At 44.2% G+C, this 22,935-nt stretch carries 21 protein-coding genes; 12 read left to right on the forward strand and 9 right to left on the reverse strand.

Features of this window, described 5'->3' with window-relative positions:
• Nucleotides 1-38 precede the first annotated feature (38 nt).
• Complete coding sequence (locus OCU77_RS07280) at nucleotides 39-1,847, reverse strand: sensor domain-containing diguanylate cyclase (protein WP_048897206.1); 1,809 nt, start codon at nucleotides 1,845-1,847, stop codon at nucleotides 39-41.
• A gap of 237 nt (nucleotides 1,848-2,084) precedes the next feature.
• Between OCU77_RS07280 and OCU77_RS07285 the strand changes: the two genes are divergently transcribed.
• Entirely contained in the window at nucleotides 2,085-2,693 is a 609-nt protein-coding gene (locus OCU77_RS07285) for a riboflavin synthase (RefSeq protein WP_048897207.1), read from the forward strand.
• A gap of 92 nt (nucleotides 2,694-2,785) precedes the next feature.
• Here the strand turns inward: OCU77_RS07285 and OCU77_RS07290 are convergent, their stop codons facing one another.
• The 8 genes from OCU77_RS07290 to hutC form a co-directional block, all read right to left on the reverse strand.
• Nucleotides 2,786-2,989, reverse strand: coding sequence for a CPXCG motif-containing cysteine-rich protein (locus tag OCU77_RS07290; RefSeq protein WP_048897208.1), 204 nt, complete (start codon nucleotides 2,987-2,989; stop codon nucleotides 2,786-2,788).
• A gap of 479 nt (nucleotides 2,990-3,468) precedes the next feature.
• A complete protein-coding gene (hxpB, locus tag OCU77_RS07295; RefSeq protein ID WP_048897209.1) occupies nucleotides 3,469-4,125 on the reverse strand; it encodes a hexitol phosphatase HxpB in 657 nt (218 codons plus the stop codon).
• A gap of 85 nt (nucleotides 4,126-4,210) precedes the next feature.
• Complete coding sequence (locus OCU77_RS07300) at nucleotides 4,211-5,077, reverse strand: fructosamine kinase family protein (RefSeq protein WP_048897210.1); 867 nt, start codon at nucleotides 5,075-5,077, stop codon at nucleotides 4,211-4,213.
• Between the two features lie 333 nt (nucleotides 5,078-5,410).
• Nucleotides 5,411-6,964: a histidine ammonia-lyase gene (gene hutH, locus OCU77_RS07305; RefSeq protein ID WP_107302422.1), complete on the reverse strand. Its 1,554-nt coding sequence runs from the start codon at nucleotides 6,962-6,964 to the stop codon at nucleotides 5,411-5,413.
• A gap of 20 nt (nucleotides 6,965-6,984) precedes the next feature.
• Nucleotides 6,985-8,715, reverse strand: coding sequence for a urocanate hydratase (hutU, locus tag OCU77_RS07310; RefSeq protein WP_048897211.1), 1,731 nt, complete (start codon nucleotides 8,713-8,715; stop codon nucleotides 6,985-6,987).
• Nucleotides 8,716-8,877: 162 nt separating this feature from the next.
• Nucleotides 8,878-9,918: a formimidoylglutamase gene (hutG, locus tag OCU77_RS07315; protein WP_107302423.1), complete on the reverse strand. Its 1,041-nt coding sequence runs from the start codon at nucleotides 9,916-9,918 to the stop codon at nucleotides 8,878-8,880.
• Entirely contained in the window at nucleotides 9,908-11,173 is a 1,266-nt protein-coding gene (hutI, locus tag OCU77_RS07320; protein ID WP_084711674.1) for an imidazolonepropionase, read from the reverse strand. Before hutI ends, hutG begins: the two co-directional genes overlap by 11 nt.
• 276 nt (nucleotides 11,174-11,449) lie before the next feature.
• On the reverse strand, nucleotides 11,450-12,154 hold the full coding sequence (hutC, locus tag OCU77_RS07325) for a histidine utilization repressor (protein WP_107302424.1): 705 nt from the start codon (nucleotides 12,152-12,154) through the stop codon (nucleotides 11,450-11,452).
• Nucleotides 12,155-12,398: 244 nt separating this feature from the next.
• Here hutC and OCU77_RS07330 point away from each other — a divergent pair, with 244 nt between their 5' ends.
• From OCU77_RS07330 to OCU77_RS07380, 11 genes are all read left to right on the forward strand, one after another.
• Nucleotides 12,399-12,785 (forward strand): carboxymuconolactone decarboxylase family protein, encoded by a 387-nt coding sequence (locus tag OCU77_RS07330; RefSeq protein WP_048897212.1) that lies wholly within the window; start codon nucleotides 12,399-12,401, stop codon nucleotides 12,783-12,785.
• 69 nt (nucleotides 12,786-12,854) lie between these two features.
• Entirely contained in the window at nucleotides 12,855-13,253 is a 399-nt protein-coding gene (locus OCU77_RS07335; RefSeq protein ID WP_048897213.1) for a VF530 family DNA-binding protein, read from the forward strand.
• Between the two features lie 69 nt (nucleotides 13,254-13,322).
• Nucleotides 13,323-13,625 carry a N(4)-acetylcytidine aminohydrolase gene (gene yqfB, locus OCU77_RS07340; RefSeq protein ID WP_048897311.1) on the forward strand — a complete coding sequence of 101 codons (303 nt, stop codon included), beginning with the start codon at nucleotides 13,323-13,325 and terminating at the stop codon, nucleotides 13,623-13,625.
• 186 nt (nucleotides 13,626-13,811) lie between these two features.
• The gene (gene thrS / locus OCU77_RS07345) at nucleotides 13,812-15,740 is read left to right on the forward strand and encodes a threonine--tRNA ligase (protein ID WP_048897214.1); all 1,929 of its coding nucleotides are present in this window, start codon (nucleotides 13,812-13,814) and stop codon (nucleotides 15,738-15,740) included.
• 84 nt (nucleotides 15,741-15,824) lie between these two features.
• The gene (infC, locus tag OCU77_RS07350; RefSeq protein WP_449301155.1) at nucleotides 15,825-16,295 is read left to right on the forward strand and encodes a translation initiation factor IF-3; all 471 of its coding nucleotides are present in this window, start codon (nucleotides 15,825-15,827) and stop codon (nucleotides 16,293-16,295) included.
• A gap of 94 nt (nucleotides 16,296-16,389) precedes the next feature.
• On the forward strand, nucleotides 16,390-16,584 hold the full coding sequence (gene rpmI, locus OCU77_RS07355) for a 50S ribosomal protein L35 (protein WP_036832349.1): 195 nt from the start codon (nucleotides 16,390-16,392) through the stop codon (nucleotides 16,582-16,584).
• 44 nt (nucleotides 16,585-16,628) lie between these two features.
• Entirely contained in the window at nucleotides 16,629-16,982 is a 354-nt protein-coding gene (gene rplT / locus OCU77_RS07360; RefSeq protein WP_048897216.1) for a 50S ribosomal protein L20, read from the forward strand.
• A 276-nt stretch (nucleotides 16,983-17,258) separates the two neighbouring features.
• Nucleotides 17,259-18,242 carry a phenylalanine--tRNA ligase subunit alpha gene (gene pheS, locus OCU77_RS07365; RefSeq protein ID WP_048897312.1) on the forward strand — a complete coding sequence of 328 codons (984 nt, stop codon included), beginning with the start codon at nucleotides 17,259-17,261 and terminating at the stop codon, nucleotides 18,240-18,242.
• Between the two features lie 18 nt (nucleotides 18,243-18,260).
• On the forward strand, nucleotides 18,261-20,648 hold the full coding sequence (pheT, locus tag OCU77_RS07370; RefSeq protein ID WP_048897217.1) for a phenylalanine--tRNA ligase subunit beta: 2,388 nt from the start codon (nucleotides 18,261-18,263) through the stop codon (nucleotides 20,646-20,648).
• A 686-nt stretch (nucleotides 20,649-21,334) separates the two neighbouring features.
• Nucleotides 21,335-21,631 carry an integration host factor subunit alpha gene (gene ihfA / locus OCU77_RS07375; protein ID WP_107302426.1) on the forward strand — a complete coding sequence of 99 codons (297 nt, stop codon included), beginning with the start codon at nucleotides 21,335-21,337 and terminating at the stop codon, nucleotides 21,629-21,631.
• A 200-nt stretch (nucleotides 21,632-21,831) separates the two neighbouring features.
• Entirely contained in the window at nucleotides 21,832-22,890 is a 1,059-nt protein-coding gene (locus OCU77_RS07380; RefSeq protein WP_048897219.1) for a succinylglutamate desuccinylase, read from the forward strand.
• Nucleotides 22,891-22,935: the final 45 nt, after the last annotated feature.

Below are 22,935 nucleotides of genomic sequence, written 5' to 3' on the forward strand. Positions count from 1 at the left end.
AATTGTTGCATAGTAGGCAGTTTTGTTTGCTCTGAACGTTATACCAAGAAACTCACACAATCTTTACCTGAGGCTTTAGCTTTAAACAGCATTTTATCGGCTTCAGCATAAACATTTTTATTCTCGGGTGATGTCTGTGCGACACCAATACTGACCGTGAATGATATGTTGATATCATCAATAGTGAGAGGAGTGTTTCTAACGCATCTTAATAATTTTTCAGCATATTCTTTGATATTTGGTGCATCAGCTACTGTTATATAAAGGGCAAATTCTTCTCCGCCAATACGGCCAAATAAAGCATCAGGGCCGAGGCAAGACTGGCACACAGAGCAAAATTGCTGCAAGACACGATCGCCGATTAGATGCCCATGAGCATCGTTAATTGATTTGAAGTTATCAATATCAAGTACTAGCAACCAACCAGGACTTTGCTGATTCTTTTGTTCAAACAATTGCCAAAAATGGCGACGATTAGCCACTTGGGTTAACGGATCGAAGTTTGCTAATTGTTGTAATTTGCTGTTTGCATTTTCGAGTTCAGCAGTGCGCTCAGAGACTTTACGTTCTAGTTCTTGGTTATTGTAAGCTAATAAATTATTGAGGCGCGTTGTTTCTTTTTGTTCTTCTTTCAGTTGACAAATAGTGACTTGGAGGTGCTCTGCCATATGATCGAATGACCGTGAGAGATCACCGAGTTCATCTTCACGATCTAGCTGGGTTCTAGCATTCCATTTTCCCAATGTGATGCGTTTTACAGTTGCTTGTAACTGATTAATTGGTATTAGGATATAACGCGTGCCTTGAGACCCAAAGTACATGGCTGCCACCATTAGCATGAGGGTGAACAAGACTGCGTAGTATTTTGTACTGATGAACTCACCAATAAAATCACAGATTGGTGAAATGAACAAAATGGTTAAGTAACGGTTTGAGCCTAGTTGATATTTGGTATGAGCCGTCATCCAATTTCCCCCTAAAATAGGGTACTGGGTTACGGCCATCGTATCGCTAGGCTGAGTATTGCTAATGTTATCCCAAATGATATTAACGACAGGGGTTAATGGGGTGTCTAGTTCCATGAGTGCTGGAAAGCTTTTGTCCGAACTGGCGACGATAGTCCCGTGATCGCTTATCAGCAGGATGCGACTGTTTGGGCTTAAAACATTTTTTTGAAGCTCATGTTCGAGCGTAGATAAGGTTAAATCGAGTCCCCATACACCAAGGAAGTTTCCGTTCTCATCGTATTGTGCTTTTGCAAGACTTACTCCCAGAACATTTTCAATGGCTCCTGGGTAAATATCACTCCATACAGGCTCTTTGGATTTTAAAGCACGCTGAAACCATTGGCGGGTACGTGGGTCAAAATGAGCATTTGTATTGATCACCTCAATTCCATCACCTTTGGAATCTGTGCTGTAACTGGTTGTAGATCCTGCTTTGTTACTGTCGGACTCAATACGAACAAAGTTACCAAATTCATCACGACCTAGAGAAAGTAAATGGCCTTCTGCAGAAGCAAAATAGAAATAATCAATATCATCATGGTGAGCGAGTACATTCGCAAGGTACTTTAATAAGTCATCACGTTGATTGACTACTTTGGGTAATAATTGTTGCTCTGTGATTTGATGTTGATACACAAGGTGCGCTTCATCAAAAAAATCGTCTAAGTGGCTTGTGATAACTTGGTTAGATTGGCGGAAAAGTTGTTGAACACTATTTTGTAAAATTTGTTCAGAGCTTGAATACCACATCATGCCAATTGGGAGAGCGGTGAGTAAGACAAAAATAGAGAGGGTCAGTTGGATACGAAAGCCCAGATTTTTGGTGTTAAGCATCACCATGATATAGATATCCAACCTGTAGTAATATAGTGGCTACATCACAAATTGTTCGTCGCGGCCATTTCAGTGGCAGCATAATATAACTGGTATAAATATTTCAAACTGTAATGTCTTAATAGCAGCTAAATTTGCGAAAAAGCACCTTTCAGTGGCTAAATTAGACGGTTTATCTTTACAACTAGTATGGAATATCATGCAGTTTCTATTATTCACATATCGAATATTCCAGAGGGAAGTATGTTTACAGGCATTGTGCAAGGTACAGCACCCATTGTTGAAATAATCAAAAAAGAGCAATTCCAAACTCATGTTGTGCGTTTGGATCAGGCATGGTTGAAAGGCATTGAGCTAGGCGCGTCTATTGCTCACAACGGTTGTTGTTTAACTGTGACTAAGCGAGAGGGTGATTTGGTTTCTTTTGACTTAATGCAAGAAACCTTAAAAGTAACCAATTTAGGGCTTTTGCAGGTAGGTGATAGCGTGAATATTGAGCGCGCCGCTAAGTTTGGTGACGAGATCGGGGGCCATTCTATGTCTGGGCATATTATGTGTATGGCGACTGTGTCTGAAGTACGCAAAACACCAAACAATTGCCAGGTTTGGTTTCGTTTACCAGCGGCACAAATGAAATACGTGTTTACTAAAGGTTATATTGGGATTGATGGCATTAGCTTAACGATCGGCGATGTGGTTGAAGACACCTTCAATGTGAACTTAATCCCTGAAACGTTAGCGCGTACTAACCTTGCGTGGCGGGAAGTCGGTGACATGATTAATATTGAAATTGACCCTCAGACACAGGCCGTTGTGGATACCGTTGAGCGTGTATTAGCCAATAAAAAATAGCGGTTCAATTGATGGCAGATGTAAAGTTCGCCCAAAGTATATACTTTGGGCGATATGTGCCATAAGGAGTCAGTACAACTTACTGCTTGGAATTAAAAGATCTGCTCGTCATCTGCATCGATGAAAAGGTTAATGGTTTTGTGCAGTTCATCTACCTGCATGTTGAGATGAATGGCATGACAACAAGCCGGGCAGTCATCATAAAACTCTTGGCTGCCACCACTGGTATCTAATGTGATATGAATGTGGTGACCGCAGTGTGGGCAGTTTGCCGATTGTTCAGAATATTGTTTCATTTATCGCTCCTCAATATGCCTTAGCATATACAGCACAAGCATCCGTTGCTTTTGCATTTCCAGTTTTGTCTGCAACATTGCGTAGCCTAAAAATGTCTCTGATCTTGTTTAGGGATTGAGTCTTAAAATCAACAAGCTCAAAATACAAAATTTTAGTGAAAATCCACCTAACTCTGCATATAGCTAAGCGCACTCTACTACTGTTACTTCTATTATTTACTTGATGTTATTACTCTAGCTTCTGGCGATCCTTTCTGCCTAAAATTAACTATAAACTTTGATTGATTAAGAATATTCGGTGCTTGCTACGATGCTGGATCGCAAAAGTGAATTTTTTTTCTGGTATATCTTTCTATGATGAAAGATTAAAAAATCAAGAAAGTGTTAGAAGTGAAACAAAGGGAAGTGGCGCAAGAAGGATAAATTTGAACTTGGTGCAAGATGTTAAATTCTTGCACCAAACTGTGATGATTAAGTACTTATAGCATTGTTAATAATTGCTGATTTACTTCGTGAAGCGATGAAAGTTTATGCTCAGCAATGGCCCAACGAGGGTCATTAGCTACGATATGTTCGGGTACAACAATTCCTTTCATGCGGGCAGCCTTAGCAGCCAGTACGCCGTTGAGTGAGTCTTCAAAGGCAACACAGAATTCAGGTTCAACACCTAAGGCATCGGCAGCATTGATATACACTTCTGGGTGAGGTTTACCAAAACGCAAGTGTTCTGCGGATACAACCACTTCAAACATCTCTTCTAATCCAAGTGCTTTTAATGTTGTATTAATTAATCGCATTGGTGAAGACGATGCGACTGCGAGCTTTAGGTTTAATGCCTTACAGTGTGCCAGTGTTTCCAACACACCAGGCATCATAGGCTTATGCTCTGCGACTAATTCTTCCACACGAGTGACTAATGATGCTGTCACTTCTTCGCAGCTCGGGCCTTGCCAAGGTTGGCGAGAGAACCAAAGTTCAACGACCTTATCGACGCGAAGCCCCGTTGTTTCTAAGGTATCTTCTTGCTTCATTTGTACGCCAAGATTTTGAAAGACTTCGACTTGTGCTTGTTGCCAGAAAGGTTCAGAGTCGACCAGCAGGCCATCCATATCGAATACTGCAGCTTGTAACTTCATTGTATGTGTTCTTCGTTAGTCTAAATGAAACATCGCCTGTTTGTGTAAACAGGCGATGGGATTAAATGAGGGTATGTAGGCGTGGTTAGTCAGTCAAGCCGAGCTTGCTAATTATGTGCTCTGCTTGCAGTAGATAATCGCCACCAAACAGGTTGCAATGATTCAGCACATGATAAAGGTTATATAAATCACGGCGTTCTTCATAACCGGCATCTAACGGCCATACCGACGCATAGCCTTCGTAAAAGCTGTCGGGAAAACCGTTAAACAGTTCTGTCATGGCAATATCACACTCTCTGTCGCCCCAATAAGCAGCAGGATCAAATATAATTGGTCCATTTACGCTGAGCGCTGAATTGCCATGCCACAAATCACCATGAAGCAGTGAGGGTTTAGGTTGATGTTGTACCAGCAGTTCAATGACATTACCTGTTATGGTGTCAATGTTGCCAAATTTAATTCCTTTTTCTTCGCATAATTGCAATTGCCACGCAATACGTTGCTCTGCAAAAAAACGGCACCATTTACGTCGCCATTTGTTGGGTTGTGGTGTTAACCCAATATAATTATCAAGGTCAAATCCATACTCTGCTTGCTCGCCCCACAGGTGTAGATTAGCGAGCTCTTTACCTAGTACAAAGGCGGATTTATCATCGATTAATTTAGTTGGTAGGTAGTTGAGAATAAGGAAAGATTTATCACGACTGACGCCCATATGTATGAATTTAGGGACATCAATGCTGTCTGATTCCGCCAACATGCGAAGGCTTTCAGCTTCTGTTTCAAAGATCGGTAATAGCTCACGATCATTCAATTTAACAAAGAAGCGTTCATCACCATCGCTGATGCAATAGCACTGGTTAATGTCACCAGCTTCGATCAGCTGATGTTCGCGAATCTTAAATGGTCGATCAAGTATTTCTGAAAGCTGGTGAGAAATTGCTTGCCACATAGCATCCTCCACGGCAAATCGATCAAGACAACAAAGGTCACAGCCCACGACTATCAATCCAGATAGGGTTCGTGGGAAAGTCGTGCGGTACATCAACATCTTAGACTATTTATTAAAGGGATAACCGTGCTTTTATCAAGGTTTTACCTCATCTTGTGTCATTTATGCACTTTATTTGTTAGTACTTGAGTGATTGACTGTTAGGCAAGTGATTGAAGGCAGTCATAATTACAGGCTTTGAAAAAGTAGGAGAGGGGATACCTGCTCCTACTTAATGGCGAGAGAGGGAATATTGACGCGGCATTTATTCTGACCGCTTTTCAATATCAGTGTTTATTTACAAATGCTGGGTAGTAACTGAGCCGGCATAAGATCGTTATATTGTGCTTCGAGTAATAAAGCATTGGCTTTTTCGATATCTGGCGCAAAGTAGCGATCTTTATCGTAAAAGCTCACGCGTTCACGAAGCGCTGCCTTTGCCTCTTCTATGCGTGGTGAACTTTTGTGAGGGTGGCGGAAGTCTATCCCTTGTGCTGCTGCTAATAATTCTACAGCGAGAATACCACGGGTATTCGCTGCCATTTCATATAAGCGACGGGCTGCAAATGTCGCCATAGAAACATGGTCTTCCTGATTGGCCGAGGTTGGTAAGCTATCGACTGATGCTGGGTGTGCCAAGCTTTTATTCTCGCTTGCTAAAGCTGCAGAGGTGACTTGTGCAATCATAAAGCCTGAGTTTACACCGCCGTTATTGACGAGAAACGGTGGTAATTTACTTAAGCCACTATCAATCAGTAAGGCCATACGACGCTCAGACAAACTGCCTATTTCAGCGATGGCGAGAGCGAGGTTATCCGCAGCCATAGCAACAGGCTCAGCATGGAAGTTACCACCAGAGATAATGTCATCATCGTCGGCAAACACCAATGGGTTGTCAGAAACAGAGTTAGCTTCTACTTCGAGAACGGAGGCTGAGTGACGAATTTGCTGTAGGCATGCCCCCATAACTTGTGGTTGGCAACGCAGCGAGTAAGGATCTTGTACTTTTTCACATTGCTGATGTGACTGTCCAATTTCGCTGGTGGTATCAAGTAAATGACGATAAGCCTGAGCGGCATCCATTTGGCTGCGATGGCCACGGACACGGTGGATTCTTGGGTCGAAAGGACGACGGCTGCCTAATGCGGCTTCAACTGACATAGCGCCACACACGGTGGCCGATGCAAACAGATCTTCGGCTGCAAACAGACCTTCAAGCGCAAACGCTGTTGAGGCTTGCGTACCATTCAACAGAGCTAGGCCTTCTTTTGGTGCTAAGGTAATTGGCGTGAGGCCTGCATATTCTAGTGCGGTCTTGCCTGATACCACTTCGCCTTTGATTCTGGCTTCACCTTCTCCCAGTAAAACCGTACTCATATGCGCGAGAGGGGCTAAATCCCCTGATGCGCCGACTGAGCCTTTTTTCGGAATACAAGGGTACACGCCAGCGTTAACAAGTTGTATAAGCGCATCGACAACCAGTGGGCGAATGCCAGAATAGCCACGTGCAAGGCTATTCACTTTTAATACCATCATGAGGCGCACAGTGGCGTCATCCATGAACTCTCCGATACCTGCGGCATGCGATAAAACAATACTGCGTTGTAGGGTCTCTAAGTCTTCGACAGCAATGCGTGTGTTTGCCAGTAAGCCAAACCCTGTATTAATACCGTAAACGGTTTTGTCTTCATCAATCACGCGAGTGACAGCTTCGACGCTGGTATTCATGTCTGGGTAAGCCGATGCGTGCAATGATAAGTGAATAGGGTGGCGATTCACGTCACGTAACTGGCTAAGGGTGAGCTTGCCCGGCATTATTTCAAGGTGGTAAGTGTGGGTTTGATTCATGGTGCTTTCCTTTGCCGTAATCATGATTGTGAATCTTGTTTGTCAGTGTTTGCAGTTGCGTCTGTTTTTGTTGTAAGCATCGGTAGATCAAGTGCTTGTTCTTGTGCACATTGTTTTGCAATGTCATAGCCCGCATCGGCATGACGCATAACCCCAGTGGCGGGATCGTTATGCAGAACGCGTTTCACGCGGGTTGCGGCATCGTCGCTACCATCACAGACAATAACCATGCCTGAGTGTTGAGAGAAGCCCATGCCAACACCGCCACCATGATGAAGCGATACCCAAGTTGCGCCCGAAGCGGTATTCAGTAAGGCATTAAGTAATGGCCAATCAGAGACAGCATCAGATCCATCCATCATGCCTTCAGTTTCGCGATTAGGGCTGGCGACTGAACCAGAGTCTAGGTGGTCGCGTCCAATCACGATAGGCGCCTTTAGCTCACCGTTTTTGACCATTTCATTAAATGCAGCACCCAAGCGTGCTCGATCTTTTAATCCGACCCAACAGATGCGTGCAGGCAAGCCTTGGAACTGAATACGCTCGCGTGCCATATCTAACCAATTATGAAGATGCGGATTATCTGGGATCAGCTCTTTCACTTTCTGATCGGTTTTGTAAATATCTTCTGGATCCCCTGATAGTGCCGCCCAGCGGAATGGGCCGACACCTTCACAAAATAAAGGTCGAATGTAGGCAGGAACAAACCCAGGGAAATCAAAGGCATTTTCTACGCCTTCTTCAAATGCCATTTGGCGAATATTGTTACCGTAATCTACGGTTGCCGAGCCGCGAGCTTGTAAAGCCAGCATGGCCTTGACTTGAACAGCCATCGATTGTTTCGCGGCTTTGACAACTGCCGCCTCATCACTCTGGCGCATTGCTGCTGCGTGCGCCATGCTCCAACCTTGTGGTAGATAACCATTGAGTGGATCGTGTGCTGAGGTTTGGTCAGTGGTGGCATCTGGTGTGATATTGCGTTTAACCAGTTCGCTGTATACGTCGGCAGCATTACCTAATAAGCCGACAGAAACAGGTTTACCCGTTTGCTTTGATTCTTCAATAATGGCTAAGGCTTCATCTAGGCTGGTTGCTTTACAGTCGACATAGCCTGTACGTAGACGGTAATCAATACGGCTTTCATCACATTCAACCGCAAGCATGGAAAAGCCAGCCATAGTTGCAGCCAGTGGTTGTGCTCCCCCCATGCCACCTAAGCCACCTGTTAAGATCCAGCGTCCAGTGGCTATACCGTCGAAGTGTTGTTTTGCCATCGCAACGAAGGTTTCATAGGTGCCTTGAACGATCCCTTGTGATCCAATGTAGATCCAGCTGCCAGCTGTCATTTGACCGTACATCATCAAGCCTTGCTTATCGAGCTCGTTAAAGTGCTCCCAATTTGCCCAGTGTGGTACTAGGTTGGAGTTGGCGATGAGAACTCGTGGTGCATCTTTATGGGTTTGGAATACACCAACAGGCTTACCTGATTGCACCAAAAGCGTTTCGGTGTCTTCTAGACGCTGCAAGACTTCTACAATTTTGTCATAGCATTCCCAGTTGCGGGCAGCTCGGCCGATACCACCATAAACGACTAACGCATGGGGGTGCTCAGCAACATCAGGATGAAGGTTGTTCATTAGCATCCTTAATGGGGCTTCTGTTAACCATGATTTAGCGTTAAGTGACGTGCCTGTCGGGGCGCTAATTGTTCGGCTTTCATCTAAACGTGATGGTGCTGAATGGTGCGTCATTGTGCTCTCCTTGCGGTATTTACCCATTAAGACAGTACTTATTGATTAAGGGGTTACCTGTATGATTAGTTTGATGTTGGTGTTCGTTATGCCTTTTCACATAGGCTTTGCTTAGTGCATTCGCCTGATTTACGTAATTTTTTAGTCTGTATGTTTGTCTGATTAACGGATCGACTGCGCTATTAGCCATGTCAGTCTTGCCGCTAAGCGCGCTGTTTGGCTATCAATATCAAATCTAGGGTTCAGCTCGGCGATGTCGGCAACCAGTAACTTGTTGCCATGTTGGACATTTTTAGCGGTAAATATGGGCTGTAATAACGCCTCAAAAATATCGAGAGGGATCCCACGGGCTGCAGGTGCGCTGACACCGGGGGCAACAGAAGCCGGAAAGGCATCCATATCTATGGTGAGATATAAGTAGTCACATTCAGCAACAAAGCCTGTTAATGTTTCAATAGCTTGGTTTAGTTGAGAATAGGTTAGTGCGTGATCTTCTATATAAGTCACACCAAGGTCGTCGGCTTTATCAAACAGTGCTTGGGTATTACTGGCACGATTAATGCCAATACAAGCGTAATGGAATGGCCATGCCTGAAGTTCACAAAAGCGCGCAGCTTGATGAAAAGGCGTCCCTGAGCTGCCAAGGTTGCCACCTAATGCCGCAGGTAGACTTCTTAAATCAAAGTGTGCATCAAAGTTAATAATACCAATGCGCGGCGCTTGTTGTGATGGGTTATCAGAAGGTGAGATTTCATTCTGCTGAGTTTGTTTTTGCTGTATGTACCGGCCTAAACCTTGAAACGTCCCCCAAGCGACTTCGTGACCACCACCAAAAACAATTACTTTGTGCTTTTGGCGAAGGGCTTGCGATACATCGTTGGCCAAACGTTGTTGAGCTTGTTCAAGGTTACCGTCATCACAGTGAATATCACCACCATCATAAATGGGTTCTTTATGGTGCCAAGCAAGGTTTGCTAAGGCTTTGCGAATGACTACAGGGGCGTCATAAGCACCTGTTCTGCCTTTATTGCGGCTGACACCTTCGTCGCAAGCAAAGCCTAATAACATGATGCCTTCATCGTTGGCATTATCGGCAGGTTGCACTTGGTGGTGCCAACGTAAACCACGATCGCCATCTTCAGGATCATCACGGCCCTGCCATGGAGTCATGTCTATCACAGCGGTACGCATATCAATCGGCATAGAAGAATTCTCCATCCACAACACGGGCGAGTAAATCGGGAACGCCAATGCGATACGATAATTCAGCTGGGTGTTCTAGCTGCCATATTGCGAGGTCAGCATCCATACCAACGCGCACTTGCCCTCGGGTTTCACCTAACCCTAAGGCTTGAGCTGCATGGCAGGTTACACCGCGTAGGCTTTCTTCTGGTGTGAGTCTAAAGAGGGTACAAGCGAGGTTCATCATCATGCGCATTGAAGCGATAGGTGATGTTCCTGGGTTAAAATCACTGGCAATCGCCATAGGCACTTTGGCGTTACGCAGCGCTTCAATCGGGGGGAATTGGGTTTCACGCAGAAAATAGAATGCACCGGGTAATAGTGTCGCTACAGTACCATGCTGGTGTAGCGCATTTACGCCACTGTCATCAAGGTATTCAATATGATCGACGGATGTTGCTCCTAGCGATGCAGCCAGCTGACTTCCGCCTTGGTTCGATAATTGCTCAGTGTGGCCTTTTATTTTTAACCCATGTTCGATTGCTGCGAGATATACGCGTTCACATTGTTGATTGCTAAATCCTATGTTCTCACAAAAAACATCAACGGCATCAGCAAGCTTTTCTGCGGCGACAACAGGGATGATGTCATTACAGATGTGATCGATATAGTCATCTGCGCGATCTTTATATTCTGGCGGAAGAGCATGCGCTGCTAATAAAGTGCTCGTGACTTTTATGTCTTCAAGGCAACCAATGGCTTTAGCGACGCGTAACATCTTAATTTCGTCTTCTAGGGTAAGCCCGTAGCCTGATTTTATTTCAATGGTTGTTACGCCGTCACGTTTTAGCCCTTCTAGGCGTTCAACCGCTAATTCGAAAAGATCATCTTCGCTTGCTGCACGCGTTGCTTTTACCGTTGCAAGAATACCACCACCAGCTTTAGCTATGGTCTCGTAAGGGACGCCCTGTAAGCGTTGCTCAAACTCATTGGCACGGTTGCCTGCAAATATAAGGTGAGTGTGACAGTCAATAATTCCGGGCGTGACCAACGCTTGCTGACAATCAATAACATCAGGATGACCATGAAGATCCGCTTGATCCGACGATCCAACAAAACTGATTTTGCCATTGGTAATGCCGATCACTGCATTCTCGATCACTTGATAGCCATTGCTACAGTCGTTGGTACTGATACTGGCATGAGTATCTGCCTCGCAAGGATGTGTTGCTGGCTGCATAGTGACAAGGTTCAGGTTGGTAAGAACGCGATCCATGATGGTCTCTAATTGTTATTAATGTATATACAAATAAATAGACAATTTTTCCACTGAACTCAAGATGAGATGTAAAAGAAATGTGATCGTTATGCCGTGATTGGAGGGGGATAAACTGGTTTTGTGAGCAAGATCGGCAGGATATACATAGCTGTAAGTGTGTTAGCTGTGTTTGCCTTTTGTTGAAGCTGACGTTGGTGCTATTGGTAGCAAAGTACATGAAAGCGATGTGTATACCTCGCTTTCATTGATAAGCCGAGCGCTATTTAACAACACTTAAACAGCGTTACGTGAACTCAATTTATATTTATCACCAGGGTGGTAGAGCAAGGCGGTACTGATGAGATTTTTATTGCTCCAAGTGCGCCTGTTGAGTAATAGGCAAGGTGTCGAGTTGGACATCTTTAGTAATGTCGAAATGCGCTTCGGCGGTAAAATGGCTTCAACGGTGTGTTCTATATCGCTGAGTGGACAGGTTTGAACCAGATATTCATTCGGTGTTTGTTGCGTAAAGTCTTGATTTAAATATTCTGGTGCGTAATCAGGATTGACCCAACGCTCTTCAAGTTGAATAGGTGCATCATCTTGAAAATGCACAATCTGAGTGAAATAGAGTGCCGTGCCATGTCGTACTCCCAGCCGTAGAGCAGTATCGTCCGTTGCTGATACTTTTTGCTGGCTGATGACTCTACTTGAATAGTGGTGGCCACGTTCTGTGACTTCGGTAGCTATGTTACTGATGGTCATTAATGGCGATTCTGCTTTTTTATGGCAGACAAATGTTCCGCGCCGTGGCGTGCGTTGCAGTAAGCCTTCAGCAACCAGTTCTTTGACGGCTTTGTTGGCTGTCATTCGGCTGACATTAAATTGTTCAGACAAGGCGACCTCTGTGGGGATCCTATAGCCCGGCATCCATTGTCGACTTTGGATATGCTCTTTTAAGTATTGTTTTATTGCTAAGTAACGAGGAGATTGACTCATTGCTGTCTTCCATATTTGCCTATACAAATAAAAGCAACTTTTGATTGTTATTGCAAGTTTAGTGAGTGGGCCTATCGTCGAGTTATTCGATTTTTGTGCTTGCGCGCAATCTTGTAGGCGGTGGTTTCGGTAAATTGACTCAAATTTATTGAGGGCAAAGCAGAGCTCGTCAATTACGTAATAGGTAGCAAGGGTAAATGGTGCTATTTTATGCCTTTAAAATCAGACGAGTAGGTTGTAGTTTATGACAAATAGATACGAATCAGGTTTGGCTAAAATGAATGAATTAGCGCCAGGGGCGGCAGATAGCATGATGGAGACATTTCGCGATGTTTGTCCTGATTTAGCCAAGTACACCATAGAGTACCCATTTGGTGATGTCTTACAGCGCGATGGTTTGGATTTTCGTACGCGTGAACTTGCGACTATTGCAGCGCTAACGGCCATGGGAAACTGTCAGCCACAGCTAAAAGGACACATTAGCGGTGCGTTAAATGTCGGTTGTACCCAGAAGGAAATTTCAGAAGTGATTTTGCAAATGTCAGTTTATGCAGGCTTTCCAGCAGCAATTAATGGTATGACTGCTGCTAAAGAGGTGTTTGACTCCTTAGATGGCGTGGGCGCAGAATAAAACCACAGATAGTGAATACTATGTGATTGTGCGATGATGTCGCCTTATCTGGCTTTTTTTGGAATAACAATGTTAGAAGAACAGCAAAATAACCCGCTTCACGGCCTTAAATTAGAAACCTTACTGACTGAGTTAGTGGACTTCTATGGCTGGGAGATTCTAGCAACAGCAATGCGTTTTCATTGCTTTCAAACCAATCCTTCAATCGCTAGTTGCGTTAAGTATTTTCGTAAAACAGAGTGGGCGAGAGAAAAATTAGAAGGCTTCTATTTATCTCGCTTTAAGCGTATGCCACGTGCGACTGATGAAGAGTATGCTTTGCCACCACGTAAACGTACATTTAAGAACGGCATTGTGCCTCGTGAGCCTATGGTACTAACTGTTGAGTCGATTGAGCTGTCACAAGCTAAAGCCGCTTCTGCTTATAAAGATCGTTCATCACGCCGTCCGCACCCACGTCGCCGCTAATTAAGCGGCTTATCTGGCTTTATATTGGCCTTATAGTAAGGAAATACCGTGAATAGTATTCCAACAGAAATGACCTTCTTCGAGCGATTTGAAGCTGATATTTTGGCAAAAAAGAAAACTATCACCATCCGTGATGAAGCTGAAAGCCATTATCAAGTTGGCTCTGTTGTCGATGTATCAACATACGAAGACGGGCGTTGGTTCTGTAAATTAAAAATTGAAGCGGTAACGCCTGTATTGTTTTCGGAGCTGACTGACTTTCATGCTCAGCAAGAGAACATGACACTGCCTGAATTAAAATCTGTCATTCAGGATATCTACCCCAACATAGAGTCACTCTATGTAGTTACATATCAACTTGTTGAAGCGTGATTATAGACAGAGGCTTTGCATTCATTAACGCGCCTCTGCTATTATCGCGAACGCTTTGCTTCACTATATCGCTCTGTATTGCGGGGTTGGTGAAACAAAAGCTTCTTATTAACTCATAAAAGCTTTCAAAGGCTTTACAACTAACATGTGCTACTTGGTGTGTGGCACCACTGTAAGGAAAATTCAATGCCTGTAATTACTCTTCCTGACGGCAGTCAACGTCAATTCGACAACGCTGTATCAACTATGGACGTAGCACTTTCAATCGGCCCTGGTCTTGCTAAAGCATGTATCGCTGGTCGCGTTGACGGTGAACGTGTTGATGCTTGTGATCTGATTGAGAACGATGCTGCTTTAGAAATCATCACAGCGAAAGACGAAGATGGTCTAGAGATCATTCGTCACTCTTGTGCTCACCTTTTAGGTCATGCGATTAAGCAACTTTATCCTGATGCTAAAATGGCGATCGGCCCAACGATCGACAATGGCTTCTACTACGATATCGATCTTGAGCAATCGCTAACACAAGAAGATGTTGATGCGATCGAAAAGCGCATGGTTCAACTTGCGAAAACTAAGTACCAAGTCGTTAAGAAAAAAGTGAGCTGGCAGGAAGCTCGTGATACGTTTGAATCACGTGGCGAAACCTACAAAATGGAAATCCTAGACGAGAACGTATCACGCGATGATCGTCCAGGCCTTTACCATCACGAAGAATACATTGACATGTGTCGCGGCCCACACGTACCTAATATGAGCTTCTGCCAGCACTTTAAACTGCTGAGCGTAGCGGGTGCATACTGGCGTGGTAACAGCGACAACAAAATGCTGCAACGTATCTACGGTACTGCTTTCCAAGACAAGAAATTGCTTAAAGCGCACCTTACGCGTCTAGAAGAAGCGGCTAAGCGTGACCACCGTAAAATCGGTAAGCAACTTGACCTGTTCCACATGCAGCAAGAAGCACCGGGTATGGTTTTCTGGCACCACAACGGTTGGACTATCTTCCGTGAGCTAGAAGTATTTGTTCGTGAAAAACTAACAGAATACGATTACCAAGAAGTAAAAGGCCCATTAATGATGGACCGTGTACTTTGGGAGCGTTCTGGTCACTGGGACAAATACGCTGAAGCAATGTTCACGACGAATTCAGAAAACCGTGAATACGCGATAAAGCCAATGAACTGCCCAGGTCACGTACAAATCTTCAACCAAGGTCTGAAGTCTTACCGTGATCTACCATTACGTATGGCAGAGTTTGGTTCTTGTCACCGTAACGAGCCATCAGGTGCACTTCACGGCATTATGCGTGTTCGTGGCTTCACTCAAGATGATGCGCACGTTTTCTGTACAGAAAGCCAGGTACAACAAGAAGTTACATCTTGCATCAAAATGGTGTACGATACGTACCAGACATTTGGCTTTAACAACATTGTTGTTAAACTATCTACACGTCCTGAAAAACGTGTAGGTTCTGACGAAATGTGGGATAAAGCTGAGGCTGACCTAACATTCGCTCTCGAATCAATGGGCATTGCTTATGAGATTCAAGAGGGTGAGGGTGCATTCTACGGTCCTAAGATCGAATTCACACTTCACGATTGTTTAGATCGTGCATGGCAGTGTGGTACAGTACAGCTAGATTTTGCATTACCAGAACGCTTAGGTGCAACATACGTGGGTGAAGACAACGAACGTCATACCCCTGTTATGATTCACCGTGCAATTCTTGGTTCACTAGAGCGTTTCATCGGTATTCTTATCGAAGATTATGCAGGCTTCTTCCCAACATGGTTGGCGCCTCAACAAGCTGTAGTGATGAATATTACTGACAGTCAGTCAGAATATGCACAAGAAATTGTAAAAAAACTGCAGAAATGTGGAATTAGAGTCAATGCGGACTTGAGAAATGAGAAGATTGGCTTTAAAATCCGCGAACATACTTTGAAGCGAGTGCCTTACATGCTTGTTTGCGGCGACAAAGAAGTCGAAGCAGGCGAAGTGGCTGTTCGAACTCGCAAGGGTAAAGATTTGGGTAAAATGAAGATTGATGACCTTGTTGCATTCTTGCAGCAAGAGATTAGCAGTCGTACGCTTAATGTTTTGGAGGACTAAGGTATTAAAGGCGGAAGAAGAACTCAAGCACCAGTTAAACAAAATGCGCACCGTCTAAACGGTGAAATTCGCGGTGTTAACGAAGTGCGTCTAACGGGAATTGATGGTGAATCAATTGGTGTTGTTTCATTTGATGAAGCGACTCGTATTGCTAATGAAGCTGGTGTGGATTTAGTTGAAATCAGCCCGAATGCCGAGCCACCTGTTTGTCGTGTGATGGACTATGGCAAGTACCTGTTCGAAAAGGCAAAGGCTGCTAAAGAGCAAAAGAAAAAGCAGAAACAAATCCAGATTAAGGAAGTTAAATTCCGACCTGGTACAGACGAAGGCGATTATCAGGTAAAACTACGCAACCTGACTCGCTTTTTAGAAGAGGGCAACAAGGGTAAAGTCACACTACGTTTCCGTGGTCGTGAAATGGCCCATCAGAATCTTGGTATCGAGCTTCTAAATCGCATTAAGGCAGAACTAGAAGACCTAGCGGTCTGCGAAAGCTTCCCTAATCGAGTAGAAGGTCGTCAAATGACGATGATGCTTGCCCCTAAGAAGAAGTAATTACGGCATTAAAGTAGCTAAAAGCGCTGCTTCGGCAGCGCTTTTGTTCGCCTGATTACTAGATTATTAACTATCAACAATGCGGAGTCTCATCATGCCTAAGATGAAATCCAACAAAGGTGCTGCTAAGCGTTTCAAGAAAACTGCTGGTGGTTTCAAGTTTAAGCACGCTACAAAACGTCACATCCTGACTAAACGTACTACTAAGAACAAACGTCAGCTTCGTCCAAACGCTATCCTTCCTAAGTGTGAAGTGGCAGCTGTTGCACGTATGCTTCCGTTCGCTTAATCGTTTTTAGTTTTATTTTTATTATATTTAGTTAGGAGTCTCCTATGCCTCGCGTAAAACGTGGTGTACAAGCACGTGCACGTCACAAGAAAGTTCTTAAACAAGCTAAAGGTTACTACGGTGCACGTTCACGTGTTTACCGCGTAGCTTTCCAAGCTGTTACTAAAGCAGGTCAATACGCTTACCGTGACCGTCGCAACAAGAAACGTACTTTCCGTCAACTTTGGATTGCACGTATCAACGCTGCTGCTCGTCAAAATGGCATGTCTTACAGCCGTCTAATCAACGGTCTTAAGAAAGCGTCTATCGAAATCGATCGTAAGATCCTTGCTGATATCGCAGTATTCGACAAAGCTACTTTCACAGTACTAGTTGAAAAAGCGAAAGCTGCACTGTAATTTCAGTCCAGTTTGATTTGAAAAGGAGAGCTTAGGCTCTCCTTTTTTTATACCTGCTATTTTCTTTTCATTCGTGTTTATCTTCGCAAATCCACCTCATCTCTCAAATAGATAGCGCATAACCTTCGTATCTCTGCTCATCAGGGTATTTTTTTAAACAAACAAACCTATTTCTTACAAATCAATTTGGATTTAGACGTTTGTTTCTTTAGTATGTATCGTTACGCGAATTTATATCTCCCTTATGGACGCCACCTGTGGGTGGATGAGGAAATGATGCAACATCTAGACGAGATTATTGCCAACGCAACGGCAGCTATTGAGCAGGCTGATTCTTTAGTCGCTCTGGACGAAGTCCGAGTTCAGTACCTAGGTAAAAAGGGTCACTTAACCCTTCAACTACAACAACTAGGTAAACTACCACCAGAAGAGCGTCGCACTGCTGGTCAAGAAATCAACAAAGCTAAGCAAGCAGTTCAAGCTTTACTAGTAGCGCGTAAAGACGCTCTACAACGTGCAGAGCTAGAAGCAAAACTTGCTGCTGAAACGATTGATGTGACTATGCCTGGTCGTCGTATCGAAAACGGTGGTATTCACCCTGTTACTCGCACGATCGAACGTATTGAAAGTTTCTTTGGTGAGCTTGGCTTTACAACAGAAGCTGGCCCAGAAATCGAAGATGCTTTCCACAACTTCGATGCATTAAACATCGCAGAAGATCACCCAGCGCGTACGGATCACGATACCTTCTTCTTTAACCCAGATTTGATGCTTCGTACGCACACATCTGGTGTTCAGATCCGTACTCTGGAAGCGAGCCAACCGCCACTACGCTTTATTGCACCTGGCCGTGTTTACCGTAACGATTACGACCAAACACACACGCCAATGTTCCACCAAGTGGAAGGTATGCTAGTTGACGAAAACGTGAACTTTGCACAGCTTAAAGGTGTACTGCATGACTTCCTATGTAACTTCTTTGAAGAAGAAGTGGAAGTGCGTTTCCGTCCATCTTACTTCCCATTCACTGAGCCTTCAGCAGAAGTTGATGTTAAAGGCAAAAACGGCAAATGGTTAGAAGTACTTGGTTGCGGTATGGTTCACCCGAACGTACTTCGCAGTGTAGGTATCGATCCTGAGAAATACTCTGGTTTCGCATTTGGTATGGGCGTTGAGCGTCTGACTATGCTTCGTTATGGTGTAAACGATCTACGTGCGTTCTTTGAGAACGACCTTCGTTTCCTAAAACAATTTAAGTAATCCAGAGGTTTAATCACTATGAAATTCAGCGAATCTTGGCTTCGTGAGTGGGTTAGCCCTGCGGTTACTACTGACGAACTAACTCACCAAATTACAATGGCTGGCCTAGAAGTAGACGACGTTCTACCGGTAGCGGGTTCATTTACTGGTGTTAAAGTGGGTCAGGTTGTTTCTTGTGAACAACACCCAGATGCAGACAAACTGCGCGTAACTAAAGTTGATGTGGGTGCTGAAGAGCTTCTAGACATCGTTTGTGGCGCGTCTAACTGTCGTCTTGGTATTAAAGTTGCGGTTGCAACTGTTGGTGCAGTGCTTCCTGGCGATTTTAAAATCAAGAAAGCGAAACTACGTGGTCAACCATCTCACGGTATGCTTTGCTCTTTCTCTGAGCTGGGTATTGATGTTGAGTCTGATGGCATCCTTGAACTAGCAGAAAGCGCTGTACTGGGTACAGACTTCCGTGAGTTCCTTGGACTTAACGATGTGACTGTAGACGTAGATCTAACAGCAAACCGCGCGGACTGTTTCAGTATTCGTGGTCTTGCTCGTGAAGTTGGCGTACTAAACCGTGCTGACGTGACTGAGCCTGCTGTTGAAGCTGTAGCGCCATCAATTGATGATACAGTTGCTATCGAAGTGAAAGCATCTGAAGCATGTCCTCGTTACCTTGGCCGTGTTGTTAAGAACGTGAACGTTAAAGCTGAAACACCACTATGGATGCAAGAAAAACTGCGTCGTTGTGGTATTCGCTCTATCGATCCTGTTGTTGATATCACTAACTTTGTTCTACTTGAGCAAGGTCAGCCAATGCACGCATTTGATCTAGCGAAGATCGAAGGCGGCATCGTAGTACGTATGGCAGAGCAGGGCGAGAAACTGACGCTTCTTGATGGTACTGAAGCTGAACTAAACGCCGATACACTTGTTGTAGCAGATCACACCAAAGCATTAGCGATTGCTGGTATCTTTGGTGGCGAAGAGTCTGGTGTTACAGGTGAAACTCAAGATGTGCTACTAGAGTGTGCATTTTTTGCACCTGACCACATCCGTGGTCGCGCGCGTAGCTACGGTCTACATACTGATTCTTCTATGCGTTTTGAACGTGGTGTGGACTTTGCACTACAGCACAGCGCAATGGAACGTGCAACTCAACTGCTAGTTGACATCTGTGGTGGTGAAGTTGCACCTGTTGTTGGCGTTGAATCAGAAGCTGATCTTCCTAAACCAAACACAGTCGCTCTTCGTCGTACTAAGCTAGATAACCTACTTGGTCATCACATTGCTGATGCTGACGTGGTAGAAATCCTAGAGCGCCTAGGCCTAACAGTTGAAACAACTGCGGAAGGCTGGACTGCAACAGCACCAACATGGCGTTTTGATATCGCAATCGAGCAAGATCTGATTGAAGAAGTCGGTCGTATCTACGGTTACGATAACATCCCTAATCAAGCGCCTGTTGCTGCACTAAGCATGAACGATCACAAAGAAGCTAACTTACCGCTTAAGCGCGTACGTGACCTTCTTGTTGACCGTGGTTACCACGAAGCGATTACATACAGCTTTGTAGAGCCTGAGCAACAAAAACTGATTGTGCCTGATGTTGAGCCACTTGTTCTGCCATTCCCAATTTCAGCAGATATGTCAGCAATGCGTCTGGGTTTAATCCAAGGCTTGCTAAACACTGTTGTTCACAACCAGAAACGTCAACAGCCACGTGTTCGTCTATTTGAATACGGCTTACGTTTCATTCCTTGTGAAACGGCTGAAAACGGTATGCGTCAAGAACCAATGCTAGCAGGTGTTATTGCGGGTAACCGTAGCGACGAGCATTGGGACATTGAAAGCAACACTGTTGATTTCTTTGATCTTAAAGGTGACTTAGAAGCTGTACTTGAGCTAACTGCGAATGATGTTGTATTCGGCTTTAAGTCAGCTAAGCACCCAGCACTTCACCCTGGCCAAACAGCGGCAATCGTTGTTGATGGTAAAGAGGTGGGTGTCATTGGTACTGTTCACCCAGAACTTGAGCGTAAGTTTGGCCTAAACGGTCGTACAATCGTATTCGAGATTGAGTGGTCTGCAATCAACGCTCGTGAACTACCAGAAGCCGTTGCTGTTTCTAAGTTCCCTGCAAACCGTCGTGATATCGCGGTTGTTGTAAGCGACGATGTTGCTGCTGGCGATGTTGTTGAAGCTTGCCGTGCAAACGGTGGTGAACTATTAACAGGCGTTAACCTGTTTGACGTTTACCGTGGTAAAGGTGTAGAGGAAGGCAATAAGAGCCTTGCTATCGCACTTTCACTACAATCAACAGAACGCACACTTGAAGAAGCTGATATTGCGACTGCAGTTGAAGCGATTGTAGCTGCTCTTGCTGAGAAGTTTAACGCGTCTCTACGTGATTAATACTTGATATTAGGCTTTCGAAAGAGAGTTTAACTCATCGAACAAATCAAGGGTGACTTGTTTACAAGTCACCCTTTTTTTACGCCCTGAATTTGTGTTATACGAATAAAATGTACTTTTACGTTGGTAAATCAGGGAGCGCAGGCGTGCTTCAGAGTAATGTATTTGTACAGGGAATACTGAGTGGCGTGTAAGGGCGATAAAATTATCTTTCTATTTTTTTATTTAATTTGATGGCATAAGCCAGCTCGATAAGTCTTTGTTTTCAGAAATTAGCAAAAAAACATAATATTTTTTTGATCTGCTTCCCAAATTCTCTAACAGATTGATACTTGGTTATTTTTGCTGTTTTATGTTTATAAAGTGGCTAATAATTCTGTATGTTGCTGATAATGCAGCATTTGTTCTCGGTTGATGGCCTTGATAAGCATGGGCGAGCGTATCAAAATAAAGCATTATTTCGTGAACTTGTCTGTTATTTTTACGTTTGTATAGCTAAAAAAGTTGGCGGAAATCAGCAAGTTGGCTTAAACTTGACTACAGTTGAGCTTGAGTTAGACCTCAGCAAATTGCATTTGAGGGTATACGCAGTTTGTTTGGGTTTCAGGCCAGCAAACCCATTAACAGTGGCACATAACTAAAGTTGTGTACGCTATCCATTCAACTTAGTCTTGAGGGAGTTATCTATGGCGCTCACAAAAGCCGATTTGGCTGAGAACCTGTTTGAAAATGTGGGATTAAGCAAACGGGACGCCAAGGATACGGTGGAAGTCTTTTTTGAAGAAATCAGAAAAGCACTAGAAAACGGCGAGCAAGTGAAGTTATCTGGATTTGGTAATTTCGACCTTCGTGATAAAAACCAACGTCCGGGACGAAATCCTAAAACGGGTGAAGATATTCCAATTTCTGCGCGTCGTGTAGTAACTTTCCGTCCTGGCCAAAAACTAAAAGCTCGTGTTGAAAATATCGAGATCGAAAAATAACAGCTTTTAGCGATGAACATTGAGTAACCCAAACGAACATGTCGATTCGTTTGGGTTTTCTTTTGTCTGCAAAATATAACAACCACGCCAACTAGAACCCCGGCCTTTAGTCACACCTCAATGTTGCATCTGTTTACTCCTGTTTAACATTCTTGTAATCTCAACGTGTATGATATGTCGAATAAACAAGGAGGTTGTCGATGTCATCACTAGAGCGCGTTAAGGCCGGAGAGTTTTTATCTGCAACACTTGATATAGACAGTGAGTTTGTTGGTGGTGAATGGAAACTGCAATCTGGGGTTTCATTTCAGCTGCGTGCTCGAGGAGTGCTGAGCATAGAGCCTGCAACTGTATCAGCACAGACTAAAAGTATTATTGTCTCTTCTGGCGTACATGGTGATGAAACAGGACCAATAGAGTTACTTCAGCACTTAAGTGAAGAAATACTGAAAGGGCAATTTGAACCGGTTCACCGTCTCTTGCTTATTATTGCGCACCCGACAGCGACATTGGCGCATACCCGTTTTATTACCGAAAACATGAACCGTTTATTTGCCAGCCGAAATGAACCGATAAATATCGACCGTGAAATCGCGAATATGCTTCAGCAAGAAGTCGATTTCTTTTATCAAAATAGCGATACACTCGATGTTGAAAGCGGTCATTTACTGCGTTGGCATTTAGACCTACATAGCGCGATTCGCGATTCAGCGCACTATACCTTTGCCGTCAGCCCTCATAGCACGTACCCAACTCGAAGCAATGCTTTATTTGCTTTCTTAGAACAAGCCGACGTAGAGGCCGTATTACTTTCTCGTACCGATTCACCGACTTTCAGCTGGTATAGTGCAGCAAAGTATGGTGCGCAAGCACTGACGATGGAGCTGGGGCGGGTTGCTAGATTGGGTGAAAATGATCTTGAACTTCTTTCAGCGTTTGACGCGGCATTGCGGTTGTTATTGACTAGCCAAGACCAAGCGTACCGCTGGCAAGGCGATAAACTTATTGTTTATAAAGTAACGCGAACATTGACTAAAGAAACAGACGATTTTCAATTTAATTTTCCTGCATCTCAAGCTAATTTCACCTTCTTTGAGCAAGGCTGTTTATTAGGTCAAGATCAAGATAAGAAGTACTTTTCCTTGGAAGGAGGGGAGGCTGTTGTTTTCCCTAACCCCAATGTTGCACTTGGCCAACGAGCTTGCTTGCTTGTTCAGCAAGCTGCAGTTTCTTCAGAAGAGCAAATCGAAGTCATTTGATTTTAGCTAAGTAAGCGATAGCTTTGGGTCGGTAATATCTTGATA

Source organism: Photobacterium swingsii (genome assembly GCF_024346715.1).
Classification (GTDB): Bacteria; Pseudomonadota; Gammaproteobacteria; order Enterobacterales; family Vibrionaceae; genus Photobacterium; species Photobacterium swingsii.